The organism is Paenibacillus sp. LHD-117 (assembly GCF_030929555.1).
GTDB lineage: Bacteria > Bacillota > Bacilli > Paenibacillales > Paenibacillaceae > Pristimantibacillus.
This window is the reverse complement of record NZ_JAVFVT010000047.1, coordinates 1-24206: the sequence shown is the minus strand read 5'-3', so window position 1 is coordinate 24206 and position 24206 is coordinate 1. Positions and strand designations below refer to the sequence as shown.

Annotated in this window: 16 protein-coding genes; 14 read left to right on the top strand and 2 right to left on the bottom strand. The window is 41.8% G+C overall.

Annotation, left to right across the window (positions count from 1 at the left end; translation table 11 throughout):
• Window positions 1-232: 232 nt before the first annotated feature.
• The 4 genes from RB620_RS26890 to RB620_RS26875 all read left to right on the top strand — a co-directional run bounded on the left by RB620_RS26890 (window position 233) and on the right by RB620_RS26875 (window position 6443).
• On the top strand, window positions 233-3301 hold the full coding sequence (locus RB620_RS26890) for an S-layer homology domain-containing protein (protein WP_308099796.1): 3069 nt from the start codon (window positions 233-235) through the stop codon (window positions 3299-3301).
• A 241-nt stretch (window positions 3302-3542) separates the two neighbouring features.
• Entirely contained in the window at window positions 3543-5672 is a 2130-nt protein-coding gene (locus RB620_RS26885) for a pectate lyase family protein (protein WP_374121469.1), read from the top strand.
• Between the two features lie 260 nt (window positions 5673-5932).
• The gene (locus tag RB620_RS26880; RefSeq protein WP_308099792.1) at window positions 5933-6133 is read left to right on the top strand and encodes a cold-shock protein; all 201 of its coding nucleotides are present in this window, start codon (window positions 5933-5935) and stop codon (window positions 6131-6133) included.
• Window positions 6134-6200: 67 nt separating this feature from the next.
• Entirely contained in the window at window positions 6201-6443 is a 243-nt protein-coding gene (locus RB620_RS26875) for a cold-shock protein (protein ID WP_308099790.1), read from the top strand.
• 155 nt (window positions 6444-6598) lie between these two features.
• On the opposite strand, the gene RB620_RS26870 is transcribed toward RB620_RS26875, so the two are convergent.
• The gene (locus tag RB620_RS26870; protein ID WP_308099789.1) at window positions 6599-7801 is read right to left on the bottom strand and encodes a patatin-like phospholipase family protein; all 1203 of its coding nucleotides are present in this window, start codon (window positions 7799-7801) and stop codon (window positions 6599-6601) included.
• Between the two features lie 399 nt (window positions 7802-8200).
• Here RB620_RS26870 and RB620_RS26865 point away from each other — a divergent pair, with 399 nt between their 5' ends.
• From RB620_RS26865 to dptH, 5 genes are all read left to right on the top strand, one after another.
• Window positions 8201-8530, top strand: a complete 330-nt coding sequence (locus RB620_RS26865) for a hypothetical protein (protein WP_308099788.1) — start codon at window positions 8201-8203, stop codon at window positions 8528-8530.
• A gap of 57 nt (window positions 8531-8587) precedes the next feature.
• Window positions 8588-8983 (top strand): hypothetical protein, encoded by a 396-nt coding sequence (locus RB620_RS26860; protein WP_308099787.1) that lies wholly within the window; start codon window positions 8588-8590, stop codon window positions 8981-8983.
• A gap of 120 nt (window positions 8984-9103) precedes the next feature.
• Window positions 9104-10885, top strand: coding sequence for a DNA phosphorothioation-dependent restriction protein DptF (gene dptF / locus RB620_RS26855; protein WP_308099785.1), 1782 nt, complete (start codon window positions 9104-9106; stop codon window positions 10883-10885).
• Between the two features lie 3 nt (window positions 10886-10888).
• Entirely contained in the window at window positions 10889-12280 is a 1392-nt protein-coding gene (gene dptG, locus RB620_RS26850) for a DNA phosphorothioation-dependent restriction protein DptG (RefSeq protein WP_308099783.1), read from the top strand.
• Window positions 12261-17408, top strand: a complete 5148-nt coding sequence (gene dptH / locus RB620_RS26845) for a DNA phosphorothioation-dependent restriction protein DptH (RefSeq protein ID WP_308099781.1) — start codon at window positions 12261-12263, stop codon at window positions 17406-17408. The genes dptG and dptH overlap by 20 nt, the downstream gene beginning before the upstream one ends.
• A 30-nt stretch (window positions 17409-17438) precedes the next feature.
• Here the strand turns inward: dptH and RB620_RS26840 are convergent, their stop codons facing one another.
• Window positions 17439-17672 carry a helix-turn-helix domain-containing protein gene (locus tag RB620_RS26840; protein ID WP_308099779.1) on the bottom strand — a complete coding sequence of 78 codons (234 nt, stop codon included), beginning with the start codon at window positions 17670-17672 and terminating at the stop codon, window positions 17439-17441.
• Window positions 17673-17848: 176 nt separating this feature from the next.
• Between RB620_RS26840 and dndB the strand changes: the two genes are divergently transcribed.
• The 5 genes from dndB to RB620_RS26815 are packed head-to-tail and all read left to right on the top strand — an operon-like array spanning window position 17849 to window position 23926.
• Window positions 17849-18934 carry a DNA sulfur modification protein DndB gene (dndB, locus tag RB620_RS26835; protein WP_308099777.1) on the top strand — a complete coding sequence of 362 codons (1086 nt, stop codon included), beginning with the start codon at window positions 17849-17851 and terminating at the stop codon, window positions 18932-18934.
• On the top strand, window positions 18931-20430 hold the full coding sequence (gene dndC, locus RB620_RS26830) for a DNA phosphorothioation system sulfurtransferase DndC (RefSeq protein ID WP_308099775.1): 1500 nt from the start codon (window positions 18931-18933) through the stop codon (window positions 20428-20430). Before dndB ends, dndC begins: the two co-directional genes overlap by 4 nt.
• Window positions 20420-22408 carry a DNA sulfur modification protein DndD gene (gene dndD / locus RB620_RS26825; protein ID WP_308099774.1) on the top strand — a complete coding sequence of 663 codons (1989 nt, stop codon included), beginning with the start codon at window positions 20420-20422 and terminating at the stop codon, window positions 22406-22408. The genes dndC and dndD overlap by 11 nt, the downstream gene beginning before the upstream one ends.
• Window positions 22405-22791 carry a DNA sulfur modification protein DndE gene (dndE, locus tag RB620_RS26820; RefSeq protein ID WP_308099773.1) on the top strand — a complete coding sequence of 129 codons (387 nt, stop codon included), beginning with the start codon at window positions 22405-22407 and terminating at the stop codon, window positions 22789-22791. Before dndD ends, dndE begins: the two co-directional genes overlap by 4 nt.
• Before the next feature lie 16 nt (window positions 22792-22807).
• Window positions 22808-23926, top strand: a complete 1119-nt coding sequence (locus RB620_RS26815) for a cysteine desulfurase family protein (protein ID WP_308099772.1) — start codon at window positions 22808-22810, stop codon at window positions 23924-23926.
• Window positions 23927-24206 lie beyond the last annotated feature (280 nt).

The following is a 24206-nucleotide window of genomic DNA, read 5'->3' as shown; positions in this document are numbered from 1 at the left end:
TTGTTACTACTATACGTTAAATATCTCTCGAAAAACTACTCTTTGTGTTTGAGAGATTTTTGAGAGATGCTTCTGATATGTTGTTATGAGAATAATGAACCAAATGTATGAGGTAATCGAATTAACAAGGTACATAATTCTTATTTTTAATTGTGTTACTCTTGCAGATTGTCGTTGAACGGGATTGAAGACACAGGACGTTGTTACTAAACTTACAGGATGGGTGAAACAGATGAAGAAAAAAATGATTGCAATGGTAGTGGCTTTCCTATTAGTTGTTACGAATGCGTCAATGGCGCATGCGCTATCGCCGGTAGCAGAGGTTTACTATAATAGCGGAACAAGTACATATGATTCCAGTGATTTTGAAAGCCAATTAAACGATGCGATTAAAGCCAAGCTGGAAGCAGGGGGCGTCAATCCTAAATATGTGTCCATCATGGACGCAAGCGCGGATCCGGCAGCTGTAACGGATACTCACGTTCACTCCGGTAGAGCGAGCTGGTATAATGGACCAACTCCGGAGGTTGAGACCGCCGATTACAACCATGTTCAAATTTCCAACAACGGCAAAACGTTAACCTTCTACGGTTATACCTCACCTGGCTACAAAGATTTTATGCTGACGAAAGGAAGCCCTTCCGGCAAAAAGATCATCACCTTCGACATGGATGAATCCAAAGTGAATTATCACAGCATGGAAGGCGGAGGTTTCCTATTCAATACGCAGATCGACAGTGACAAGAAATTAAGCGGTTATGCTATTTTATATGTCCAAGGCGCTGTCAAAGTATATAAGATCAATGGGGTGGACGCAGCTGCTCTGCACAATGAGTCGTCGAAAGGTTTAAGTTTGATGACAAGTGCAGGCGTTACCGAAATCGGAAGTTACACCAAAGGGGCATCCACGCAACACAACATTAAAATTAATGTAACGGATACAAAGCTGAATATGTGGGATAACGGAGAGCAACTCATCAAAGATTTACCCCTTCCCGACGTGTACGGAAATGAATTTGGCCCGATCGTTAGCCATGTAGGCCATGGCTGTCAGATCATCTCGATTTTTTCGTTTGACAATATGAAGCTATTCTCGACTTCGAGCAAAACGTTAGATGAAGCCGTAGATGAAATCCAGTGGGAGACGCATTCGCCTGTACGTTATGTCGTGAACATTAACGATGACCCTAGCACGAGTTTGGATGGGGGATCGAATCAATCCGATCTGACGAACTCGTTCAATAATAGCGGAGCACAATATGTTGGGGTAACTAGCTCGGTTTATGCGGAAACCAGCCAAAACTTCATTGCCGGCCTTGCGAATGGCGGACTGCATGTCGATTCCGGAAACGCCAGCGCCGATATCATTAATGCAATCGCCGATCGTATAGCGAATAAAATCATCACTGATTATAAAGCAGCGATTCTGGCTATTGAAACAGCAGAAACTGAGACGAACATCGCGTTTAATCCCGGCGACACAAAAAATGCGGTAAAACACGATATTACGCTGCTGCAAGACGATGATGTAACGACAGTCTGGTCCTCGGATCAGCCTTCGATCATCGCACCTGACGGTAAAGTCACGAGACCGGTTACTACTCAATCGGGAACTTACGTGACATTAAAGGCGACTATCACGAAAGATGGGCTTACAAGCGAAAAAACGTTTACCGTCTATGTTAATGCGGCTGATCCGGCTCCACTAGCTACATTGTCGGCTGCTGCAGGCAATGGCCAAGTGACACTAAGCTTTCCGTCTCTAATGGTCGCATCGGATGAAGATATTGTTGTGGAACAATCTACGGACGGTGTCGAGTTTAAGGCGGTTAAAACAGTAGAGACGCTTACTGCGGTATCAACGAGTGCAACAGTAACCGGTTTGACGAACGGTGCAACCTACTACTTCCGGCTATCGGTCGGATCGGGATATTATGAAGGTGAGTCCAATGTGGTAACAGTTAAACCAAGCGCACCTTATGTACCAGTAGTTGAACAGCCTACAATGAAAACAACAGTTATTGTTTCCGACCCAGCGGGCGGCGGCAAAGTTGTTGAGGAGAAAATTACAAAGCTAGTCGGAGACAACTTAAAAGTATCCGGGACAATCAAGTCGGCAAACGGTCAAGAACTTAATCTGCCGAATATCGTGATGAATGAGGATGGAAGCTTCACGCTTCCGAAAGTTGCACCTGGCGAATATACACTGTCGATGAACGTGATCGCGCCGAACGGTGAAAAGCTGGCCGGTCCTGTCGGCAAGCTCATTGTCGATAACAACGGAAATGCAAGCTTGTCGGTTGATCTGGTCGATCCGTACGGTACGATACTCGACGAGATCACAGAGCAGCCTGTTGCAGGCGTGAATATGAAATTGTACTGGGCGGATACAGAGCTGAACCGTTCCAAAGGCAGAGTGCCTGGAACGCTTGTTAATCTGCCGGAACTGCCGGATTTTGCGCCAAACAAAAACCACAACCCGCAAGTAAGCTCGGACAAAGGCGAATATGGCTGGATGGTTTATGCGGATGGCGATTACTACTTCTTGGGCGAGAAGGATGGCTACATCGTTTTTGACAGCCGCAACGATAAGCGCGAAGAGAAATTTGGGGATGACAGCTATATTAAAGGCGGGATCATCCATGTCGGCGAAACGATCGTCAAATTCAGCTTCTCCGCGCAGCCGAAAGTGAAAGAGACAGGCGATCATAGCCCATTCATGGTTGGATACCCTGACGGAACGTTCCAGCCGGATCGCGGAATTTCCCGAGCTGAGGTTGCAGCAATCTTGTCCCGTCTGTATACATCTGCAGCGGGCGCTAACAAAGCAGCGTTTGCGGATGTGAGTGCAAATCATTGGGCTGCGGATGCGATCACGACTGCGACCAACAATAAATGGATGGTAGGCAACGGCAACAACATGTTCCAACCGAAGAAACAGATCACGCGAGCGGAGTTCGCGCAAATGCTCACCAATTTGTATAAGTGGGACGTCGCTCAAGAAAGTACCTATACTGACGTAGTTGGACACTGGGCTGAAAAAGCGATTGCAACAGTAGAGAAGCAAGGGTTGCTGTTTGATTTTACAGAGAAGACCTTTAATCCGAATCAACCGATTACGAGAGTAGAAGTGGTCCGTATCTTCAACCAGCTGCTGGACCGCCACCCATGGAACATCGAGGTTGAACAAAAATGGACCGACGTGCCGGTAAGCCACGAGCATTATACAGACATTATGGAAGCTTCGATTCCACATCCATTCGAACAATTCGAGACCGGAATTGAAAGCTGGAAGGAATAGTAATTAACGAGAAACCCGACCGAGTGAGGTCGGGTTTTTGCTATTTGCAGTGTCATTCCGCCTGCCTCATAATCATTAGCTCAGGAACACGCCGTCATGCGAAGCGCTAGGTACGATTATGAAAAAATGATTGTATCGGCACCATTTTTCAGGTTGATATGCTAAGGTTGTTTCGGGCTTTTGTTAAAAATTGAGAACGGGAGGGATTAATTTGAAGAAAAGAGTTGTGAACGTAACGAGCATGGTGTTGTTGTTTTCCCTTGCACTATCTTTAATAGCCGGCGGATTGCCCAGGACGATCATCCATGCCGCCGGACTTACGATAACGGGCAGCGGAGGCTGGAACGAAACGGCCTATGTGCAATGGTCGCCTGTTAGCAACGCGGAGGGTTATAACGTCTATGTGAAGCCTGCAAGCGCATCGGATGCCAACTATCAGCAAATCGACACGGAACTCATCCGGAGATACCCTTCTTATTGGAGAGCGGATGCCGTAGGACTTGCAGCTGGCAATTACGTCATGAAAGTCGAAGCCAGGTTGTCGGGCGGCACAACGGCCAGCGGCATAACGAATTCGATATCCGTAACTTCGCATGACCGATCCGGCTTTGCTTTCTCGGCAAACTCGACCTATGGCACGGGATCAGGTGCTTATCAAGATAACGGAACGCTTAAGAATGGCGCTCAAGTTCTGTATGTCACATCCGAAACCGCTCAGACCGTCACGCTAGACGTGAAGATCAATAGCTCGGGCGGCGTGCAGACGGGCGTTGGTCTCGGCGCGATTATGGCACTCAGACAAAAGGGTTACGATACAACGCCGCTTGCCATCCGTTTGATTGGAAAAGTGACGGATGATGATATGAGCGGTCAACTGAACAGCAGCGGTTATCTTGAAGTCAAAGGCAAAAACAATTACTCGGAAATGAATATAACGATTGAAGGAATCGGAGACGATGCTTATGTTTATGGGTGGGGGCTCCTTCTTCGATATGTCGGTAATGTAGAAGTAAGAAACCTAGGTTTGATGTTATTCCCTGACGACGGCATCTCCATGGATACCGGCAATATGAATGTGTGGGTGCATAACAATGACATATTCTACGGAAGCGCCGGAGGAGACGCGGACCAGGCGAAGGGCGACGGCTCCACGGACCTGAAAAAAGGCTCCACCTATATTACCATTTCGCACAATCACTACTGGGATTCCGGAAAAGCTTCTCTTGTCGGTTTGAGCGAGTCGTCGCCGTTTTTTGTATCGTTCCACCATAACTGGTTCGATCATTCGGACTCTCGCCATCCGCGTATTAGATTGGCATCCGTTCATATCTACAATAACTTCTTTGACGGCATCTCCAAATACGGCGTCGGCATTACGACGGGGGGTTCGGCCTTTGTCGAATCCAATTATTTCAGACATGCCAAATATCCGATGATGATTTCGCTGCAAGGCACGGATGCACTCGGGGAGGAGGGCACGTTCTCGGGCGAGAACGGCGGCATGATTAAAGCCTATAACAATCTGATTGTTGATGCAGAAAGCATAATTTATGCCAACTCCAATGCCGGAACAGCGCCGGCTCACGCCACTTCGTTCGATGCCTACTTAGCTTCGTCAAGAACGGAAACCGTTCCAAGCTCTTACAAAGCATTGGTGGGCGGAACACCTTACAACAATTTCGACACGAGCGTCGATACGGGAGTAAACGGATCCGACATCGATAACGTTAGCGCAGTTGAACAGATCGTAACGGCGGAAGCGGGACGCTTGAATAAGGGAGACTTCGCATGGGAGTTTAACGATGCCGTCGATGACGCATCCTCCGCGCTTAATTCGGCATTGATGTCTGCAATAACCAGCTATGCGACGAAGCTTGTATCTGTAGGGGGAAATTCAAACCCGACCGAACCGTCGCCGACTCCGGTACCGACGGCAACGCCAACACCGACAGCGACGCCATCACCAACGGCAACACCGTCTCCAACAGCGACCCCGGCACCAACGGCAACACCGACTCCGACAGTAACGACTCCGGGCTCCGGATATGCTCATAACTTCACGACAAACGGAACGGTGAGCGACTTCTTCGCCATTCAAGGGAATCTCTCGACAACGAAGGGGACTGTGGTCTATAACGGGCTAACGCTCACGCAATGTTTGAAAGTCGAGAGTTCCACCAGCATTACGTTCACGACAACCGAAACTGCAACTTTAACTTTGGTGTTCAACACGGCCGATGGAACCAAAATCAAGATCGACGGAATCAGTTATCCGATGAAGAACGGCATTGTCAGCGTATCGCTTGCGCCGGGCGCACATACGATTACAAAAGATAGCGTGACCAATTTGTATTACATGGAACTAATATAGATCGTTTTCGTGTCACCATATGCAGCAACAGAAAGACCACCGCAATTGGTGGTCTTTTCTGCTGCGGGAGGTCTGCTAATATCTACCGATCAAATAGATTGTGTTTTTAACTTGTTAATATGGTACAATAAGTTTATTGGAATTCTGACCTTAATTCACATATTGCAGAGGGTTATTATTTTGAGTAATAATCTTGTGCAATATGTGAATTTTTATTTTTAACCGAATAAGAAATCATGTAAAAAAGTGGAGGTGTTTCTATGCAAACAGGAACAGTAAAATGGTTTAACGCGGATAAAGGTTTTGGTTTCATCGAGGTTGAAGGCGGAGAAGATGTATTCGTGCATTTCAGCGCGATCGTCGGCGACGGATTCAAGTCGCTCGATGAAGGACAACGGGTGGAGTTCAATGTTGTTCAAGGCAACCGCGGCCAACAAGCCGAGAATGTTGTCAAACTGTAGGTCGGACACTGTCCCCAGACTCACGTTTGGGGGCTTTTTTTTGAGGGATGCGAAGGGAGAAGGTTCGATGCCTTATTCATGGAATAAACCGCTGGAGAATTTGCCCGAGGAAATGACCACCATCTGGTCCTGCGGCAGAGACGAATGCAACGGCTGGATCAGGGACAGCTTCTCGTTCAAAGAGCAGCCCACATGCCCGATGTGCAAGACGGCCATGATCCGGAGCGAGAAAGTACTGCCGATCCTGGTCACGACGGATCAAGAAATCAAACATTACAGGAAGAAACAACGAGCAGACGAGATTAGCTGAATTCGTGCTGAAGCACGCCTAAGCGGGACGGCGATGTCCTCGGTCAAGAAAACCCATCTTGTGGACATTGAAGAAAATACTTAAACGATGAGCTGGCGCCGGTATTCAACCGGCGTCAGTTTTTTAGTTTTCTTCCGATTCCAGTCTTGTTCTCATCAACCAGGCAGCGCGATGGCGTCCAATACGCGCTGCGCCGCCATGCAGAGCTCCACTTGTCGGAATCCGAGTCCTGATGTGTTTCGGAGCGGCCCGGATGTAGCGGCGCGTATCCACTCGTCGAAGGAATAGATAGCATATTTGTCCACTCCCTTGGCTGAGGCAAGATTCTCCGCCAGACGGATGATGAAGGTCATCGCCGAAGCGTCTGCCGGCAGCCGCATGCTGCCGGACAGCCTCGGCATGATGGCCTTGCTCCACAACTCCTTGGCGGGCAAACTGCCGCCTATGCCGAGCATGCCGGCGAGTCCGCGCACTTTGGCTTCGGGAAGGGAATCGAGCATCTCCTTGCACATCGCCTCGGTTAAACTGCCTGCGTCAATGCAATAGACGCGCCCTTGCAAGCCCTTGAGGTGACGAATCGCGTCATAATAACCCATGTCTAAGCTGCGGCGAATCGCATCCGGGTTAAAGCTCATGGTGCCGCCAAGCGGCTCGGAGGGCGCAATTGTCGTGACCGCGATGTCGGGATACTCGACTTTGCGCGTAATCCCTAGTCCGAGCGTTCGAATCGCGACCGCATGCTTGTAGCCTTTTCGAGCCAGCATGTTGATGGGGCAGTTATCGTACAGACCGCCGTCGATGTAAGCCTTGTCGTCGATGACGGTTGGCTGGAAGCCCGGGAAGGCGGCGCTAGCCATTAGATAATCCGCCAATCGTCCTTGCGGAATATCGTCTTTGTACAGCTCGAGCGGCGCACGATCCGTTAAGGACACCGTCACCAGGCCAAAGTCGGCCGTGGAGCCCCGCAGCCGGTCTTCGTCGACGATGGATGCGATTAATTGTCTCATTTTGCGAGTGTTCATGCCCCTGCTGGCGATCAGCTTCCGTGTACGAGAGGCCAGGTGACGCAAGGCGTTTGTATCCAGCTTGCGGCGCATCAGCAGATGATATTCTTCATCGGACAAGTCGAATATCAAACGAGCGTCCAGCTTCTCCCACAGCCGATAGCCTTGCTCGAAGTCCCCCTGCGCAATGACCGCCCCGTTAATGGCGCCGATCGAGGTGCCGACAACCGCGTCGAAGGTATGTCCCATCTCCAGATACGCCTTCAAAACCCCCATATGATAAGCGCCTTTGGCGCCGCCGCCTTCAAGCGCGAGCCCTAATCCCGGCTTGGCCGCCGTTTCTATTGCTTCCATGCTCCGCCTCCCCCTCCGTCGTTCGGAATGTGCACATTATATCCGTCTAATTCCAGCTTGGCAATGTCATTGCGTCTTGGATCCGTTTCCAATATTATGCGCTTACAAGAGAGAACAGGTGCAGGGTTGTCGAAGTTTTTTTGAAAATGGGTGTGACAGAGTCCGGCTGTGGTGGTCCCGATGCCCTTGCAGATCATTAAATCCGTGCAATGCCACGGAAGTCTCTGACTTGAAATGTCATATTTCATAGGAATAAATACCCATCTGCGTTATAATGACAGGGAAAGCGCTATAACGGAGAGACAGGGGCTTGGGCAACAACATGGAGAACGTTGTCGACAAGCAGCTTATGCCCAACCATCCGAACGTCGCAGAATGATACGAGAGGCCGCGCCATATTTGGAGAAGTGGAAGGGAAGCTCCGCATTTGACGCTTATCAAAGCCATAATCCGATTCGGGTACGCCATCAGGTAGCCGCGATTTATTCAGCGATTCAAGCGAAGCAAATCACTTATTGCGTAGCGCCGGCAAGCTTCGAGGAGATCGGCCAGCGGGTCAGACTGCCAGATGCCATAATTATTAATAATATGGGGAATTGTCTGGACCAGACCTTGCTGTACGCGGCTTGTCTGGAAGCCATTGGATTGTATCCGCTGGTGGTGTTCACCGAGGGGCATGCGTTCGCTGGCGTATGGCTCATCCAGGAATCCTTCTCGGAGAGCGTGTAGGATGACAGTTCGCTGCTTACCAAACGACTCGTAACCGGAGTACACGAGATCAGCTTGGTGGATGGCCCGATCCGAGCGCGGATCGAGCGTCATATGGACAGCTTGCTGGGTTCAATGGCGCTCAGGTCTACAACTTGGAAAGGCATTGCTTATTTTTGGCCAAAGGAAGCCGATCTCGCGCAATACAGTAACTGTTGGGTAAGCGACAACGAGTCGGAGCGAAGAAGCGCGGAGGATCTGCCTCCCGAAGAAATCGCCAATGCCGTACATGATGTCTTGTTCATCCACGGCAGCCTGACTGCGGATGACCTCGTGAAGGAGATCGTGAAGCAGCTGGGCTACGCGAGAACTGGAGCCGCTCTCGATAAGGTGCTGAGGAATGGCATCCAAGTCGCGGTGGGTCTTGGGTTGGCTTCTGAGGAGGATGGTAGGTTTTCTTTTGGGGTGAGGTAACGGTGGGCTTAGTTTGGGTTAATTAAGACCATCCTAGCAGAGCTTCCAATAGCAGGATAAAAATTATTATTATCGAATATCTTGTATAGCATGTAGAAACCTGTAAAGGGGCTATTATGAGTGAGTGAAAGATTGGTTTCGAGCTGCCTAGTAAGCTTGTTGAAGAAATGTAAACAATCCTCTAAAGAAGCCGTTGATAATCTACAATCATTTGATTCTTTTAAAAGTTATATGCATATCCCAAGAGTCGTTGAAACAGAACTTGAGGAGATTATTTTTAGAGCACGCCATTCTGAAAAGTCGCAGCTAATATTAGTGTGTGGTGGTGTTGGCGACGGAAAGTCACACACTCTAGCATACTTAAAGAGCAAATATCCATTCTTAAGCACCGAGTTTTACATACATAATGATGCTACTGAGAGTTTCGATCCACAGAAGACATCGATTCAAACCTTAGCAGAGTGTTTTCAAGAGTTTTCCGATGAAAATTTAAAATCTGGACTTATTAAAAAATCTATACTTGCAATTAATTTAGGAGCACTAAATAACTTTATTGATTCAGGCTATGCGAGTGATTTCAAACAGTTGCGAAATTACGTCACCGAGAAGGAAATTTTGGAATATTCGATAACATCAAATGATTTTGATCCTAGCAGTCATTTCCAGTTTGTGAATTTTAGTGACTTCCATATGTTTGAAATAACAGAAGCAGGAACTAAGTCTGATTATCTGTCTGGTCTGATAAATAAAATAACAGCCCCCCTAGAAGAAAACCCTTTTTTCAAAAGTTATGAAAATAATTGCATGAACAACTGCCAAGTTGCGAAACAGTGCCCAATTAAACAAAATTACGAGCTACTTGCAGAGTCGAAAATTCAGAAGAAGGTAATAGACCTCATTATAAATGCAGTCATTAGTGAAAAGCTAATTGTCTCGTCGAGAGCATTTTTAAACTTTATATACAATATTATTGTTGCTCCTTGTTATGAAAGTTTGCCAGATGAGTTAATAAAAGAAGAGAATGCCGATATTAAAATCAGAGAATATGTGGAGAGACTATTACCGCTTTTGGTTTTTGCGCAGCCGGATAGTTCCAATATAACGAATGCTTTATCAAATTTAAGCCCTACTAAACTGCGAAATGAACAAATAGATCAAGTATTAATAAATTTTAGAACAGTAGATGATAAGTCCGAGTTGTTTCGAAAATATCTTGATATTAATTCATTGCCATATCTCTTAAAACAAATAGAAATGATTCATAAAGATGAACAAGTAAAGGCACAACTAGAGCCAGAAATTGGCCGGTTGTTTATTCATTTATCGTTTTTTATCAGTAATGAGAGCTGGAATATTTATTATAATCCTGTCTTCCATAAATTTGTTTCATACTTGTATTCAGCCAATGTTGGGAACATGGGGCAGCTTGCGAATCTGTATAAAAACGAACTCAGAGAAGCGATTTTTAGCTGGAACGGAAACGGCTTTGGAGATTATATTAGCATGAGCGTCGGGCATCCCCAAAGTTCCTATAAAACTCTTCAGAGGTTAGAGATTCAACCTTTAATTAACAAAGAAATGGTGAAAAGGTCGGAGAAAGAGCTGTCTAGGTTCTTAATAAAGATTCCTGTCGCCTTTAAGTTAAAAAACACCGATGGTTCAGTTGCTGTAGAATTAGATTTCTCTTTATATAGACTTGTTACTAAAATTGGGGAGGGATACCGCCCCAATAAAAACGATAAGCTTCAATTTATTAATTTTGTAGACTTTATCAATAAGCTTAGTGAACTAGGAAATGGGCATGAAGAAATCATAGTGGAAGAGGTTCAAACCGCGAGTAAAAAGAAATTTTCCTTAAGTTACGATAACACTTTTGAAAATTATAAATTTATGGTGGTATAAGACATGAGCTATCAACTGGATCTTGAACAAATAAGGATTAACTTTAAATTTCATGAGACCACTCTGAAACACAATCCAAATAAACAAACGAAATTCTTGCCATATACTACTAAGTCCGATAAAAACAAATTGAAGGACTTTTCTATGATATTAGGGGAATTCTTCCGGCTTGTTGAAAGGAAAAGAACAGAGAAAACTATTGTTTTCGATGATATTTTGGAGAAAATGTTGTTGGAAATTTCTTTCGATAAAGAAGATGATAGAGATAGTTTTATTAATATCGTAAATACAATTTTTCAGACAGATGATAACAAAACGTATATGTTTCACCCGTATATCTACTTGTACCTGTCCTCCGACACAGAGACGAGGAAGCTAGGGCAATTTCTGTTTGATGTTTTGTTATGCGAAATGGATCAGAGAAATGGCGGGTTAAAAATAAATTTTGGTACAACCGATGTGCTTTCTCAACTTTTCATTAAGGTCTTACCCCAGTTAACAGAGTACCATGAAAACGAGAAGCCAATATATCATTGCGCAGTACCTGCTATATCATCATTGTTTCACAGCGATCTGAAATGGCTACTAAAAAATCCAAATTTGTTCATCCTCCATGCCGAGAAGTTGTTAAAATATTATTACTTTTTTTATGTCTCCCAGTTTTCTTTATCATGTCAACGTTTCTTAAATGACGAAGAACAAGGTGTACAGCCGATTTATTTTAATTTGGAGTGGGAGAACACTTCAAGTAACAGGATCAGTTATGAGAATGGTTGGAAAAAGATTGAGACCCCCATATCACAATTATTTTCTCATGTTAATTGCCTTGAATTTCTAAACCATAAGGCACATTCGAATAAGGTATATTTCTACCATGATATAGGGGCAAAGTTGAAATCTTTGGATACTGAAGGGCGCACTAAGTTATTTAATGACTTAGAGATTTTACTAAAAGAGTATCAGGAGAAATTAAGCGATACAGACTGGGAAGGTTTTAAGTATAAGGATATTTATGATGATCCTGTGAAGTGTATGATGTATAAACTTTTCAGAGCTATAGATTATCAATTCAATGATGTGAGTTCTCGAAAACAACAATATAAGTTATACCAGCAGTGGTTCGTTTCCTTTTGCCAAGATAATTTTATTAAAATAAGAGGGCGACTAGGGAAAACTTTGAAGCTAACTCCTGAATACCTATTGTTTATTACGAAAGTAATTATTAAGGATGAGTCGAAAATAAGAATGAAAAAGTTATTCGAAGGTTTTAAAGAAAGGGGAATCGATTTTGATCGGGATTCCCAAAATCAGATTATTAAGTATTTTGAGGCTATAAATATAATCGAGAAAAAAAGCGACAGTGGGGATGCAATCTATGTCAAATCCTTTTTATGAATATCTTGCAAGGAAAGTAGATGAATACTTCACAAGTTCATTTCTTCTACCTGGTGATAAATATCATATTTATTTTGATCGTGATGAGCACGTCTTCGAGTTGCTTTCTTTTCTAAGAAAGCTTAACAACAGCGAAACATTTCAGGTCAAGGATGAGAGCGGTCATGTAGTTTACGAAACTTTTAGTCTAAATTACTCTAGCTCGGACTTAGTCGTTGGCTCTACATCCAATGCAACACCTGATTATTTAACAAGGCTTCGTAACAGTGTCGGAACAGCAACTAACGGCATGGAACGGGCTTCATTCTTGCTAATACATAATTCAAATTTAGATAGTTTGGTTCACGGAATGGATTCATTTTATAAGGAAGGCATGCCTTTTCATATTAAGGTCTTAGAACAAGATATAAAACAACTTTTAGCAACAACTTCATTAAGTGGGAGTGAAAAAAGAACGCTAGAGTTTATTGTAACCAATAAGAAGGCGATGCGCAGCCAGTATGAGGAAACCACTTTATTTGATTTTATTGATGTCCTGACGGTGTTAAATCGAACTAAAATTTCAAATAGTGACTATACTTCTTTTGGTTTGTTCAAAGATACCGATATGCTGCTTCCTACTTTAAGTGATAAAGAATTCAGAGAGAGATTTAAAATTAACCATGAATTGTTCACTAGAATTGATTCAATTTATAAAAATGGGAGTAGTGACACTGAACTCGAAAGATATTTTGACGATGAAGGTGTGAAGATACTCTTAAAACCAAATTGGCAGGAAACCGAATTTAACCCTATTTATGTTTCTCATAGCAATAAGCAGAATGATAAAGGACTTGAATATGTCGAGGAGAAAAAGAAGACTCAGGAAGGTTTGATTTTTTGGGAGAAGCCTGCGGGTGAAAGTAAATCCAAACAGAGGATTAGGAGCTTTCTTATTTTTAACCCGGATAGAAAATCTGAAATTAACCTTGAGTTGAATTTTAATAATAAAGTAAGCCATCAATATGCCGAGTTGGAGACTAAGGTTAGCGGTGTAACTATTGATTCCTACAATACCAAGTTGAAATTAAGAATTAGAGTGAATGAAGGAGAGAATAAGTTTTTTAAGATTAGATATAAAACCGATACTTCAAATAAATTTGATTTTAGATTCGCTTTGGTTGACGTTAATGAATCTTTTCTAAAGGGAATTCAAACTTCTTTTTCCATTGTTCCTGCTAAAGAGCCTTACCTCTTAATTAGTTCTGAGGAAAATGAAATCATACTTAACCCCACCGAGAGTGATTTTGAAACAAAAACTATTATTCTTGATGGAAAATCGATCCTACAAACTGACGTGAATGCTGGTCAAAGAGTTGTCCTTAAGAAAGTACTAGACAGTGATAATGAGGAAGAGACGGTTCGTTTTAACGTTTCACTGGACAACTCTTTAATTCCTTTCGCGATTGAAGATATCGTTGAGCGGCCAGCTCCGATAACAGCGTTTACAGTTTGGAAACATAAGATGGTGAGACAAGAACACTTTTATTACAAAATTGAAAATGAAAAGATGAAAATCATACATGGCACTAGGGAAACTTTCGCTCAGGGGGAATTTAAGAAAAGTTTGGAGAGGGAGTATAAGCTAATTCATTCTGACGGACTCTATTTCCAAGAAGGCGTCATGGGTTTATTTAACAAAGAGATCGATGTTCCTGATAGTATAAGAAGCTCCTATCACGATTTAATTACTTACTTCAGAACAAATAAATTATTGCCTAGTTTGGCGTACATGGATGAGGAATATATTAGCCTAGCCCAGACTTATATCAATTCATTCATCAATGAGCTGGCGAATCTGGAAAACGGACAGTTAACTCAAACAAGTCGAAATATGGGTTTGGTAGGAACAATTGACCGAACGATAGATGAAAAGGAATGGTTGTTTAGTCCGTTACACCCAATGAATCTTGCTTTTCAAATGGAATTAAACAAACTAGTTGCTAAACAAGACTTGCAAGATGAACTAATGAAAACGTTCAGTGGAACATTCCTTATTCCACATGTTCGATTTGGAAATGATACGCTCTACAAGGTAGCTGAACATTCAGATGCCTACGAATGGAACACCTACGTAAATTATGATCTTCCAAGGTATGATGGTAACCGATCATTTGTGAATAAATTAGTGTATGAGAAGATCGAGGAGTTCATCGAACACTTTACTTACTTGTTCGACACTGATGAGAGTTCTCCCTTGAAAATTAACGTGGTGAATATGGGAGATTGCCGTGAAATCGCGCAAGGTGTATTAGAATTCTACAAAAGACGACTTAAAAAGAAGATTGGAAAGGATCAGTTGATTCCGATAAATATAAGTATTTATTCTGAAACAACTGAGACAAATGCTTTTGAGGAAATTGCTGAGTTATCTAAGGTTGAAGATATTGAAGAAAGATTTAATCTAAAACTATCGGTGGATAATTATTTATCTGAAGAAGTGATTAATATCTTCCATGACAAGATCACTTTCTTCTCAAAAGATGCTGCGAATGAAAAGTACGAGTACAGTCATTTGACTTTTTATCAAATGAAGAAAATTGAACAAATAGCCGACAGTAAGATGGTGGACATTCCAACAGGCCTCTCCTTATTTGGACTTTCTTCAGGCGTACCATCGTCATTCGTTAACGGCAATTATTTAACGGGTTTCGGCAGCAAATCATTACCGGACAGCAATAATTTGATTCATCGCCTCGGGCCACGAATGAATGCACTGTTAAGGGTCGCAAGGAATCTGAACAGTTACCAGGATGATACGGCCGTGGTTACAGCGATATCTTCTGATGGAAAACATATTCTTAATAAAATTTACGACTCGAGCCATTGGGTTACTTTCGTAGAACCTCGTGTAGACCTGAGTTTCTTTAAGAATGATTCTAAAAACAACGATTTATTGGTTATTCATTATAATGACCAATATACAACATCCAATGCATTGGACGCTATAACGGTAACTCGGCGATCGAAACAGTACCAAGTACTTATTCAAGATTTTTTAGGTTCCAAAGGGGTTCCTGTAAACGAGGATATTACAGTAAGCATTATTAACCTTTTCAATGCGCTAAACGGAAACTGGTTATTACGTTTATTAGCTCAAAATAATCATTTTCCAAAAGAAAAGCTTAGTATTCTTTCAGCAGCTAAATTAGCCTTAGCATTCCTATGGACTCCTGAAATCGTATGGATACCGATTTCAATGGAGGAAGTACTTAGAATTTCTGGTGGGGCTGGACTAAAGCAAGCAGAAGGATTATTTTCTGCGAAAAATCTGCGTCAGCAAGGATCTTTTAGTGACGACCTACTGTGTATTGGAATTGAAATGAATGGAAACAATATTCCAAAAGTTCACTTGTGTCCAGTTGAAGTGAAAATTGGAATAAACAATAATGTACAGCCTAAAGCCATTGCACAAGTAAAGGAAACCAATCGCCTCCTCTACGAATTTTTAACGGGGGAAATCCCATCGGCTATGATATATCGTAACTTCTTTATTCAATTAGCATTGGCGAATCTGGAGAAATTGGTTATCTACGATACATGGCCAGAGCAGAATTATAAGACTAGGATAGATCACTTTTTAATAGAGAAACTTTTAAATGATAACTATACACTTTCTAATGAACTAAACGAAATCTTAGGTGAAGGTATAGTCATTTCATTTAAGAGGGATATTTTCTTTGCGGAAGCGAAAAAAATTGATAATGTCATGTATGTTAGTTATCCTGAGAAGAGTGGGTATAACTTTGTCATTGAAAGTGTTGAAAAACTGAAGAGTGCGCTGCATGAAGGTAAGTCCAGCATCGACAAAAGCTCACTCTTGGAAAATTGTAGGAGTGATGGGACTAATACTATTGTACCTGATCGCATATACGAGAAAAATGAGCTTGTAACGGTCACGGCCGAGTCCAGTGAGTCGTATGAGTTTAATTTTCTGGCACCAGATGAAGCTAAACCGCTAGAAGTTTTATTTGGTTCAAATATACAAAATGGCGATAAAGTGAACTGGTTCCCAACTTCTACTAATAAAGTGTTGCATACGAATACAGGAATAATTGGAACGATGGGGACAGGTAAGACACAATTCACAAAGTCTCTGGTAGCACAGCTTAATCAAAATTCAGACCAAAACCTATATAAAACACCAATCAAGATACTTATCTTCGATTATAAAGGTGACTATATTAAAGATGATTTTGTGAATGCTACGAGCGCCAAGGTGTATGATTTATTCCATCTGCCTTACAACCCGCTATCCTTGTTCATTACTCATCCGGTAAAACCGTTATTACCGGTTCATACTAGCAGTACTTTAACTGATACGATAAGTACAGCATTTAACCTTGGTCCAGTTCAAACGATTACTTTAAAAGATTTAATAATGGATGCGTACGCTAACAAAGGAATTCTTAAGGCGGACTCGTCTACATGGGGGAATCCTGCTCCAACATTCTCGGACATATTTGAGTTATTCAGACAAAAAGACGGGTTAAAGATTGACAGTTTGTACGCAGCACTAAAGGATCTATACGACACAGAAGTTTTTGAACCTGATGCGACGAAAACTATCCCACTCTTTGATCTAATTGAGGGAATAACGGTAATTAATCTTTCCGGATATAACGATAGTATTCAGAACCTGGTTGTCGCAATCACGTTAGATACTTTTTATAACCAGATGCAGATGTCAGGGCACAGTAGGATACAAGGTAATATAAGAGAAATTACAAGAATGATACTGGTTGATGAAGCGGATAACTTCCTAAGCAAGGATTTTAAAGCTATTAAGAAGATACTGAAGGAAGGAAGAGAATTTGGGGTTGGTACAATTCTTTCAACACAGTTCTTAAGTCACTTCTCGACTAACGATAATGATTATGCAAATTATATTTTGACTTGGGTTCTGCACAATGTCTCAGAGTTGAGCAGCAAAGAAATTAGAATGATATTTAATACTCAATCCAAGATAGAAGAAGAAAATATTATGAGCCAAATAAAAAAGTTGGAAAAGCATCATAGTGTAGTTAAAGGGATCGGAAAAGAGCCGATCCTGATGAGGGATAAAGCATTTTGGGAATTGTTTTCCTAGAGACAAATAAACAAATATCGAAAAGATGCTCTAATTAGGAGCATCTTTTTTTATTTCCACCAAATCTAAGATTTCACGAATATCACTAATATCTAAAGCCTCAGCAATTTTTTCTATATGGTTAAAGTTTATATTTTCACGTTTTTGATTAGAAAGCTCACTAAGAGTCGCATGACGTATATCAGTTAATCTTGATAGCTCTCTAAGGCTAATTTCTTTTCGTTTAAGTAATTCTTTAATTTTTATACTAACTTTTAGTTCCACGAGGGATGGCTCCTTCACTTGACATATGTTGAAATTTAGCATAATATTGACCATAGATTGGTACTCATATTAGTACCATAGTTGAAGTGTTAATAAAGTAAAATATCAATACGAACTTCCATTTTAGAAAAACAGACTTCCATTCGGGGAAAGGTGAGTTCAAAATTATACATTCTATGTATTACACATTTCCTACAATAAGAGGTATCCAGGCAAGACGAGAATATTATATTACTATGTGCCCGTTGAAACTTATACCCCGTATATTCTTGTTTAACGAAGAGGATATTGAGCCCGATGTAAGATCCCAGAGAGTACTAAACAAATCTCGTGTCCCTGAAATAGCAGAGTATTTAGTTAACAACTCTGAGGACTATGTGTTTTCTGCAATTACTGCGTCGATCGACGGACTTGTTGATTTTGTACCGTTTTCTGACAATCCCCAAAATTATAATATTGGTTATATTAAAGTGCCTATGTCCTCAAGGATCGTCATTAATGACGGACAACATAGACGGGCAGCAATTGATGCCGCTTTAAAAAAGAAGCCCGAGATCGGGGATGAAACGATATCAGTAGTTTTCTTCATAGATGAAGGGTTAAAGAGATCACAGCAAATGTTTGCAGATTTAAATCGTTATGCAATCCGCCCATCCGGTTCGATAAACATATTGTACGATCACAGAGATCCAGTTGCTGAAATTTCGAGAGTACTTTCGACAGAACTATTCCTCTTTAAAGGACTAACCGAGGTTGAACGGTCTACAATATCTAATCGATCAACAAAACTATTTACACTAAGCGGATTATATAGAGCCACTAATGAATTAATTAATAGTTGTATCGACAAACCTTATGAAGAGTTGAAAGTATTATCCTTTGAGTATTGGACGGAAGTGGGTAAACATATAAAAGAGTGGAACAGTGTTAAAGAAGGTATTGTTAAAGCTTCTGAATTGAGAAGAGATTACATAAATGCTCATGCAATAACTTTAGTAGCTCTGGGAAAAGCCGGCTGTTCCCTCATTAAAGAGTTTCCCTTGAGCTGGAAAGAAGAGCTAGTACGGCTGAATAGTGTTGACTGGCACAGAGGGAATAAATATTGGGAAGGTCGCGTTACTGTTGGAGGAAAGATTAGCTTTTCACGAAATAACTTAGTGTTACTAACAAGTTCTTTGAAGAAAGTATTGAGGATCCCTTTGACAATAGAGGAACAAGAAGCAGAAAATTCTTTAGCTTCAAGTAACGGAGGTATAAGATGAGTATAGAAATTAAAATAAATAAGGAATACCTTCAAGAAATAAATGAACGTATTCAAGATTTATATTTATCCGACCATATTCCATGGATTGTAGGTTACAGTGGTGGCAAGGATTCCACGGCCACACTACAGTTAGTTTGGAATGCAATTAGATCGCTACCACCTGAAAAAAGAAATCATAAACCAGTCCATGTAATCAGTACGGACACTTTGGTAGAGCAACCAATTGTTGCTGCATGGGTCAATAACTCTTTGAAGAGAATGAAAAAATCAGCAGAGTCAATGGGAATGCCAATTACACCACACAGACTAACTCCAGAAGTTTCAAACTCTTTTTGGGTGAACTTAATTGGACGAGGCTACCCGGCACCTCGACCAACCTTTAGATGGTGCACAAGTCGACTTAAAATAGATCCATCTAACAGGTTTACTACTAACTTAGTGAAAGATTACGGAGAGACAATTCTGGTATTAGGGACTCGCAAGGCGGAAAGCACAAGACGGGCCGGAACCATGAATAAATACGAAAAGCAAAGAATCAGAGAGTGGTTAAGCCCTAACGGGAGTTTGCAAAATTCTTGGGTATTTTCCCCAATAGAGGATTGGACGAGTGATGATGTATGGTTGTACTTAATGCAACATACCAATCCTTGGGGCATTTCTAACAAAGATCTAATGGCCATGTATCGTGAAGCTACAAACGATAATGAGTGTCCTTTGGTAGTGGATACTTCTACACCGAGCTGCGGAAATAGTAGATTTGGTTGTTGGGTATGCACGTTGGTATCTTCGGACAAATCCATGGAAGCAATGATTCAGAATGACGATGAGAAGGCTTGGATGGAGCCACTTTTAAAATTCCGTAATGAAGAGATTGGTATGCTTAATGAGAACGGAAGAATAGATGATCATGAGAAGAGGGACTTCCGAAGAAAAGGTGGGGCAATCACTTTAAAGAGGAGCGGAACGGACGTAACTCCGGGCCCTTATCTAAAAAGTCATCGTGAACATTTGCTGCGCCGATTGCTTGAAGTTCAGGAGGAAGTCCGTGCATTAATGCCGGAGGACATGGAAGGGTTAGAGCTTATTTCAATTGAAGAACTCAAGGAAATTCAACGTATTTGGGTTCAGGATAAGGCAGAGTTTGATGATGCTGTTCCTAAAATTTACCAGGAAGTTACGGGGGGCGATTGGCCATTTAACGATAAATATAGCTCGTTTGGTCATGAAGAATGGAATATTCTCGAGGAGATAACAGAGGGTAATCATGTCGCTATGGATTTGTTCTCTTCACTATTATTTATGGAAGAGCAACACACCACTTTAAGGGGAAGAAAAGCTGTTCTTAGTGAAATCGAAAAACACATTAAAAGATGTTTCTATGAGGATGCCCAGGATGCACTAGCGTTTAAGTTGAGCCAAGTGGCACTTAGAGATAAAGAAAATTTGGATGAGCTGTCCCGGCAACTAGAAATGGAGTCAGAAGATGATTATTAAATCGATTAGTCTTTGCAATTTTGGTGTGTACTCAGGGGTACACAAAATAAACCTAGCTTACGATAGTGAGGGTCGAGTTGTCACTCTGATTGGTGGGCTGAATGGGCGAGGCAAGACCAGTATTCTTGAGGCGCTTCTGTTGGCCTTTTACGGAAATCGCTCTCCGAAGGTCAGGGAAAGTGGACGTAGTTATTCCATCTACTTGGCCGATTTAATTCATGGTCGAGGAATTGAAGAACTGGAAAGTTGGGTGTTACTAGAACTAGAGCTTCCTTTAGATAGCACTGTAACCAATGTTCGACTAAAGCGTTCCTGGGGAAAAAAAAATGTACGGGTGACAGATTTCTTACAGGTTTGGCGCGATGAACGAGAAGATCCATACTTGGCGGAGAATTGGGATAGTTACGTTGAAGAACTAGTACCTTCCGCTATAGCAGAATTGTTCTTTTTTGATGGTGAACGAATAAGCACGTTGGCCGAATCTGATGAAACAGTGGAATCTTTAAGAAAAGCTATTCAGTCGCTTCTAGGTATTGAGACTATTGATAGACTAACAAAAGATCTAGATCTTTTAATTAAAAGAAATAGAACTGTTACCGCAGATACTGAATTAAAAGATGAATTACAGGAAGTTAAAGAATACCTTCAATCAATAGAATTGAAATATAGTAATGTATATCAGGAAAGAGGCGGTATAAATTCAAAAATTCAATACTTGACTCAGCAACTGGAGCAATTGAAAAAAGCATATAATGAAGCAGGAGGAGGATACTTTGATAATCAAGGTAAACTTCTTAAACGTCAAGATGAGCTTTATAATGAACTTGATGAGCTTAAGTTAAGTGTGGGTTCTATTCTAGCGGGTGCTTTTCCTCTAATAATTGTTGAAGACCAGGTCAGGAAGGTTAAAGAAACCGCTAAACGCGACTTGAAAAACAATCAAGCCAAGGTATCTTTATCTTTCATCAAGAATATTTCATCAGATATCATGTCGAGCATCAATACCCTGGAGATTGACAGTACCGAAAAAGATAAAGTACAACAGCTAATCTTATCGAAGATTGCCGGAGTAGAACAATCAGCAAATGAGGAACCGTTATTTCCTTCCGGGCTTACGATGTCGAATCAACTGGAAAATATACTAGGCTTGTTCATTTCTGAAAAAACTTATATCCGGGAATTAATTAGTAGATATGAAGATATTGATCATGAGCTGTACCAAATAGAAAAGAACATGCCATCCGATCCTGATGTTGATGCTCTAAAGGATTTGCTTGAAAAGCAGAAAGAAATTGAAATAACCATCGTTGCATACTCCAAGGCTATAACGGAATATGACGAAGAGATGAGATCGTTAAAAATTGAAGAGCAAAAGGCCAAGGAAAAGATTGTGAAGATGAGTACTATAAAGGCTGAAGCAGACGAGACAGAGCGCCTGATCAAATATGCCTTTCAGACTCAGCTCAAAATGAAAGTTTTTCGGGATCGCCTGACACAGCAGAAAGTTAATAAGTTAGCGGAATTTATTTATGAAGCGTTTAATTTATTAACTCATAAGAGTAACTTGGTCTCAAAGGTAAGTGTGGATTCTGAGAATTTTAAGATAAAACTATACGATATAAGCGGTGCAGAAATTTCTAAGTTTAAACTGTCTAGTGGAGAAAGACAAATGTTGGCTCTTGCGATTCTATGGGGGCTAGCAAAAGCATCCGGTAAAACATTGCCTGTTGTCATTGACACACCAATGGGACGACTGGATTCACTCCATCGGATTAACTTCGTAGGGAAGTACCTTCCTAATGCAAGCCATCAAGTTGTCGTTCTTTCCACGGATACTGAAATTGAAGGGAGATACCTTCAGATGCTTTCGCCATATGTCGGGAAGAAGTATTTATTGGTATACGATGAAACAAAACGGGCTACCGAGATCACTGAAGGATACTTGCAACCCGAAAACGAGATGGAGACAATTGTATGATAGTGAAACAGATTCGGCTTTCGAGCAAAGCAAAAGAGCAATTAATTCGACTAAAAGCGAAAACAGGTATCCAGCAATGGAATATCTTATGCCGTTGGGCGCTCTGTCTTTCATTAAAGGAACCCAATCCACCGATGGACATTGATTACCCAGCGGATAGCAATGTTGAAATGACTTGGCAGGTTTTTGGTGGGGAACATCAAGATATTTATGAAGCTCTTATTATTCAACGTTGTTTGGATGATGGTTTGGGAACTGATCCGAATGTTCTTGCAAAACAGTTTCGACTACACTTACACAGAGGGATCGGACGGCTAGCCGCACACGGTGCTAGGTTGAAGAAACCTACGGACCTATTAATGGTAGGTTTAGGAGAACTCTAGAAAGAAGTGAATGATAATGCCACTTTATCTTGATTTCAATGCAACAACACCTGTCCATGACGAAGTATTAGAAGTAATGATCGAAGTTTACCAAAAAAATTTCGGAAACCCTGCTAGTAGGACACATATTCACGGTCATCAAGCGAAGCAGTTAGTCGATAACTCTCGGAAAAATATTGCTGCGGTACTAGGAGTTAACGCAAGTGAAGTGATTTTTACTAGCGGTGCAACGGAGAGTAACAATATATCTATTTTAGGGCTCGAAGAGTTCGGGATTTCTCAGGGGAAGAAACACATAATATCTTCAGCTATAGAGCACAGTTCCGTTTTAGGGCCATTAGAGCAACTTTCAAGGAAAGGTTTTCGAGTTGATCTTATCCCTGTGGGGCCAACGGGAAGAATCACTGTAGAAGATGTGATTAGTAGGGTCACTGAAGAAACCTTATTGGTTTCGGTAATGCACGCCAATAATGAGACTGGGGTTATACAACCGGTAAAAGAAATTGGGGAAGAGTTAGTTGATCGAAACGTATATTTCCATGTGGATGCCGCGCAGACACTTGGTAAACTTGTTGAGGAGCTACGTGAAGTTAAGTATGATCTTCTCAGTATAACGGCACACAAGATTTATGGTCCGCAAGGAATTGGGGCGTTAGTTCTTAAAAGTAAAAAGTACAAGCGGCCCCCAATTACACCGTTGATGTTCGGTGGAAAGCAAGAAAAAGGGTTACGTCCAGGGACATTACCCGCTCCTTTAATTGCTGGATTTGGAAAGGCAGCGGAGCTAGCTTTACAGCATTACGGCGATTGGAGAGCTAAAGAGTTAGAAATTAAGAACAATTTGCTAAGTCAGTTAGAAGGCATTAGTTACTTAATAAATGGTGATATATGCAACTCTCTACCGAATTGTATCAATGTCAGCATTCCAGGGGTAGACTCAGAGGCTTTGATGATGGGAATAAACGAACACCTTTCAGTTTCTAATGGTTCTGCATGTACTTCCTCCGAGTATAAACCCAGTTACGTTCTTCAACATATGGGGGCGTTGGCAGAAAACGCGGTGCGTTTATCATGGGGCCCTAACACAGACTTTGTAGATTTAACTTCACTTATTAAATTTGTGCAATCAATCTGAAAATCAACCAATTTCTTCATTTTTATTATGTGAAATACTGGTTCTTTATTGGAGTTAAGTATTCAACCATGCAATTCTGTTAGTGTGCGATTAGAATACGTTTCCCTTCACAATCCCTTAAACCTATTAAGCCCCTTAATCGGATTTGAGTCTAGCACACCTAACGGTGTAAGCTAGAAGCAGAAGCGATGGAGGGGATTTTTTAATGCAACGCAGACGATTTTCAGTGGAAATGAAGAACCAGATTATTCAAGAGGCCAAGGAGGTCGGGAACGCTTCC

Excerpts from the sequence above, each read along its gene's own strand:
- RB620_RS26890 (WP_308099796.1), top strand. The coding sequence starts at position 233 with ATGAAGAAAAAAATGATTGCAATGGTAGTGGCTTTCCTATTAGTTGTT.
- RB620_RS26885 (WP_374121469.1), top strand. The coding sequence starts at position 3,543 with ATGGTGTTGTTGTTTTCCCTTGCACTATCTTTAATAGCCGGCGGATTG.
- RB620_RS26880 (WP_308099792.1), top strand. The coding sequence starts at position 5,933 with ATGCAAACAGGAACAGTAAAATGGTTTAACGCGGATAAAGGTTTTGGT.
- RB620_RS26875 (WP_308099790.1), top strand. The coding sequence starts at position 6,201 with ATGCCTTATTCATGGAATAAACCGCTGGAGAATTTGCCCGAGGAAATG.
- RB620_RS26870 (WP_308099789.1), bottom strand. The coding sequence starts at position 7,801 with ATGGAAGCAATAGAAACGGCGGCCAAGCCGGGATTAGGGCTCGCGCTT.
- dptG (WP_308099783.1), top strand. The coding sequence starts at position 10,889 with ATGAGCTATCAACTGGATCTTGAACAAATAAGGATTAACTTTAAATTT.
- dptH (WP_308099781.1), top strand. The coding sequence starts at position 12,261 with ATGTCAAATCCTTTTTATGAATATCTTGCAAGGAAAGTAGATGAATAC.
- dndB (WP_308099777.1), top strand. The coding sequence starts at position 17,849 with ATGTATTACACATTTCCTACAATAAGAGGTATCCAGGCAAGACGAGAA.
- dndC (WP_308099775.1), top strand. The coding sequence starts at position 18,931 with ATGAGTATAGAAATTAAAATAAATAAGGAATACCTTCAAGAAATAAAT.
- dndD (WP_308099774.1), top strand. The coding sequence starts at position 20,420 with ATGATTATTAAATCGATTAGTCTTTGCAATTTTGGTGTGTACTCAGGG.
- dndE (WP_308099773.1), top strand. The coding sequence starts at position 22,405 with ATGATAGTGAAACAGATTCGGCTTTCGAGCAAAGCAAAAGAGCAATTA.
- RB620_RS26815 (WP_308099772.1), top strand. The coding sequence starts at position 22,808 with ATGCCACTTTATCTTGATTTCAATGCAACAACACCTGTCCATGACGAA.